The organism is Pantoea sp. UBA5923, from assembly GCF_002431095.1.
Classification (GTDB): Bacteria; Pseudomonadota; Gammaproteobacteria; order Enterobacterales; family Enterobacteriaceae; genus Pantoea; species Pantoea piersonii.
On sequence record NZ_DJDN01000009.1, the window covers coordinates 37309 to 40108 of the forward strand.

Consider the following 2800-nt stretch of genomic DNA (forward strand, 5'->3'; position numbering starts at 1 on the left):
CTGAACCGGCGCCGTTAAAGGTCTCTTCCGCCGGCTGGAACAGAATGCGCACGCGCCCTGGCAGCTGCTGCTCCTGCTGCCGCAGGCGGTGCGCCACGCCGAGCATTATCGAGGTGTGCAGATCGTGGCCGCAGGCGTGCATAACGCCAGGCTGCTGCGACCTCCACGGGCGGTCGACAGCCTCGTCGATGGGCAGAGCGTCGATATCGGCGCGCAGCGCAATCAGCGGTTCGCCCTGGCCTGTCTCCGCTACCACGCCGGTTTTCAGCGCCAGCGGCAGCAGGCGAATATCGCCCTGTCGCAGCCAGCGCGTGATGCGTTCCGTGGTCTGAAATTCATGATTCGACAGTTCTGGATGCTGATGCAGCTCGCGTCGCCAGGCGATCAGTTGGTCAGGTGACAACATACTTATCCTTGTGCGTCAGAAGGCAGAAAGGGCTCGCCGAGCGTCAGCATCAGGCGGTTCGCCCAGGCGAAGAAAGCGGTCGACTGCACCAGATCGAGCTGCGCCAGCGTATCCAGCCCCTGCTGGCGCAGCGCCTGAAGCTGCGCCTGGCTGGCGCCGGGCGGCGTAACCGAGAGCGAGGCAGAGAAATCGATATCGGCGGCCCAGCGCGGCGACTGACCATGCGACAGCGCCGCGCCGGGCGCGACATTCAGCAGTTTCTGCACTGCATCCTTATCTTTAGAAAGCTGCGCCGCCTTGCGCGCATGCACCGAGGCGCAGTAGATGCAGCCGTTGATCTTGCTGGCTACCGTAGCGGCCAGTTCGCGTTCGGCGCGCGATAAACCGCCGGCGGTATAGAAGATGCCCTTGTCAGTGAGGGTGCGCTGCTCCAGCACCGGCTGGTTGCGCGCCAGCAGGCGGAAATAGTCGGAGTCGCTGTGGCCGAAACGCGCCAGAATCGCCTGCTCTTCGGCGTCAAACTCCGCCAGCGGCTTCGCCGCCAGCCAGGGTTCCCAGCCGAGTTCCGCCTGGGTAAAAGCGGTGGGCGCGGTTTGCCCGCTGGCAGTGCGTTCGGCGGTATGCCAGCGGCCTGCGACGGCGGCGCGCGGCGGGCTGCTCGTCTCTTCACCCTGTAGCAGCCGCAAACCGGCAAGCAACCGACTCTGGAAGCTGATAAAGGCCACCAGCTGCGCCAGCGTGACCACGCCGCGCGCGCTCCAGCCAGCGTCGCGCAGCGCCTGGATATGCTCAGGCGCGGCGGCGACCGGCTCAAAGGTAAGGCGTCTGGCAAAGGCCAGCGCCTGCGTCTGGCGCGCGGCGTCGCCGAGCGGCTGGAACGCCTGATGCGCGGCATAGTGCGCGCGCAGCCGTTCAGCGCCATGCCACTCCGCCACCTGCGCCGCCAGCGCGACGCGTTCAGCCAGCGGGAAATCGGCCTCCTGCTGGCTGAACAGCACCTCATAGCTGCCCTGCGTATGCCGGGTGGCGGCATCGCGCGTGGCGCGCGCCTGCGCCAGTTCGCTGGCGGGATCGATATCGGCCAGTTCGGCCAGCAGATCGTGGGATTGAGTCATGATTTCTCCTGAGAAGTCAGCGTACGCAGCCAGGGCGCGATCTGTTCGGCGATAAGTTCAATGGAGCGCAAGGTATCGGCGTGCGACGGCTCGACGGAGTGCACCTGAAACGAGATATCGGTAACGCGCGGCAGCACGCTGTCCTGCGCCAGCGAGGCGCGCACCCTGGCGGGATCGCCGATATGGGCGTCGAACTGCGCGAAAATATCGTCCAGCGACTCGCCGCGCAGCGCATGTCCGGCGGCGCGATACTGCTGCGCCTGATGACGGATGCCCGGCTCGGCAACGCGGCGCGCCCAGGCGTCCGAATCGGCGACAAAGGCGGTGCGCGAGGCGAGAATACGCGGCGCAACGCCCGCAGGCAGCGCGGCAAGGTAGGCGTCGATAAGCGGGTTCTGTATCGCATCCAGCGCGCGCGCCGGATCTTCTGCCGGACGCGGCTGAGTGCGCGACAGCATCAGGCCGTGGCCAGCCGCCCCGGCGCGCGCCGCCCCCTCGGCGGAAAAGGTGGCGATCCAGACGCGCTGCGCCAGCTGCGGCGCGGCAGGGTAAAGATGATTATCAGGATGACCCAGCGAATCGCCGCGCCAGGCGCTGAGCAGCTGATGCAGGTTATCGGCGAACGCGGCAGCGCGCTGTTCAAAGGTCAGGCCGAAGGGCAGAAAGGAGTCGGGCGTGCCGCCGGAGCCCAGGCCGATTTCCAGACGTCCCTCCGCCAGCAGATCCAGTACCGCCGCATCCTCCGCCACGCGCAGCGCATTCTCCATCGGCAGGGTGATAATCGCCGTACCGAGACGGATGGTGCGGGTATGCGCCGCCGCGTGCGCCAGAAAGACCAGCGGAGCGGGCAGGCCACCCTCCGCCTCGTGAAAATGGTGCTGCGCAATCCAGGCGCTGTCAAAGCCGAGCCGTTCGGCGTGCTGAATCTGTTCGGTTGCCAGGCGGTAGCGCTGCTGCGCAGATGCCTTATCCAGCAGCCGGGTAAAAAAGCCAATGCGTCGCGTCATGCGGAAGCCCTCATTCGCTGAGTAAACCGGGGAATAGCGGCGATCAGTTCGCGGGTGTAGGCGTGACGGGGAGCGTCAAACAGCGTGACAACGTCACCGCTCTCTACCACTTCGCCTGCACGCAGTACCGTGATGCTGTCAGCCATATGGCGCACCGTCGCCAGGTCATGGGTAATAAACAAATAGGTGAGGCCCAGCTCGTTCTGTAACTGTTGCAACAGCAGCAGAATTTGCGCCTGAACAGTGACGTCGAGCGCCGAGGTCGCCTCGTC

Annotated in this window: 2 protein-coding genes and 2 pseudogenes; all 4 read right to left on the reverse strand. The window is 65.8% G+C overall.

Translation table 11 applies throughout. From position 1 onward, the window contains the following. Positions 1-406, reverse strand: a pseudogene (locus tag B3797_RS01185) (amidohydrolase); the annotation flags it as partial. Between the two features lie 2 nt (positions 407-408). Beyond that, positions 409-1521: an alkylhydroperoxidase domain protein gene (locus tag B3797_RS01190; RefSeq protein ID WP_311790159.1), complete on the reverse strand. Its 1113-nt coding sequence runs from the start codon at positions 1519-1521 to the stop codon at positions 409-411. After that, positions 1518-2528 carry a putative FMN-dependent luciferase-like monooxygenase gene (locus tag B3797_RS01195; RefSeq protein WP_311790160.1) on the reverse strand — a complete coding sequence of 337 codons (1011 nt, stop codon included), beginning with the start codon at positions 2526-2528 and terminating at the stop codon, positions 1518-1520. Before B3797_RS01195 ends, B3797_RS01190 begins: the two co-directional genes overlap by 4 nt. Continuing rightward, a pseudogene (locus B3797_RS01200) lies at positions 2525-2800 on the reverse strand (ABC transporter ATP-binding protein); the annotation flags it as partial. The gene B3797_RS01195 and the pseudogene B3797_RS01200, both read right to left, overlap by 4 nt.